Here is an 819-nt window from a genome sequence, read left to right on the forward strand (position 1 = left end):
GCCTGGCCGCGGTGGGTTCCGGCGCGGCCGTCGGCTTCCTGTGCGTGCCCGGCGGACCCGGCGCGGGCAACGCGTTCCTCGCGGCAGCCGTCGCCGCCACCGCGGCCGTCGTCTTCAACCTCGTTGCCACTGCCTCGTTCTCGATGATAGTGGCCGTGGCCACCGGTCCGGCCGTGGCGTGGCAGCTGCCGCCGCACACCGTCGGCGCGGTCCTGGCGACGACGGCGGTGGCTCTGCTCACCGTCGCGCCCAGGATCGCCGCGATCGCGTCCTCCGCCCGTGGTGTCGAGGTCGGTCACGCGCATCTGGACGCCCTGGTGACCGCCGCCGCGGCGGGCGTCGCCGTCGGGGCGGGCGTGGTCGCGACAACCGCGGCGAACCCGCTGCCGGGCACCGTGTTCTGCGCCGTGCTCGCCGCCGCGACGCTGCTGCGGAGCCGCGCGTACGCCGACGCCACGCGCCGGGTCTCGCTCCTGGCCGCCGGAATCTGCTGTGCGGCAGCGCTCGTCGTCGTGCTCGCGCGACTCGTTCCCGTCGCGGGCCCGTGGGCGTGCGCCCTGTTCGCACTCGGCACGCTCGGCGCGTGCGGCCGCGCGGGGAAAGTGACCGCGGGCGTCACCGTGGGCCGCGTCCTCGACGTGGCCGAATGGGCCGTCGTCGGCGCGGTGTTGCCGGTGGCGTGCTGGCTCGGTGGCGCCTACGCCGCCGCCCGCGGATGGCACGTCGCGTGACGGCCCGGTTGGCCGCGCTACCGCTGGCCGTGCTGTGCGGGCTGACCCCCTTCCCGTTGGCCGCGGCGGTGGCCCCGGCGGCTGTCGA

General features: G+C 77.0%; 1 protein-coding gene. It reads left to right on the top strand.

The annotated features are described in order from the left end of the window. Nucleotides 1-731 (top strand): ubiquitin family protein (locus tag AC30CM_RS26935; RefSeq protein WP_490119966.1); only part of this gene is annotated, 731 nt, incomplete at its 5' end. Between the last annotated feature and the right edge of the window lie 88 nt (nt 732-819).

The sequence above is a fragment of the Mycobacterium sp. DHQP2018-32-09 genome (assembly GCF_058148405.1).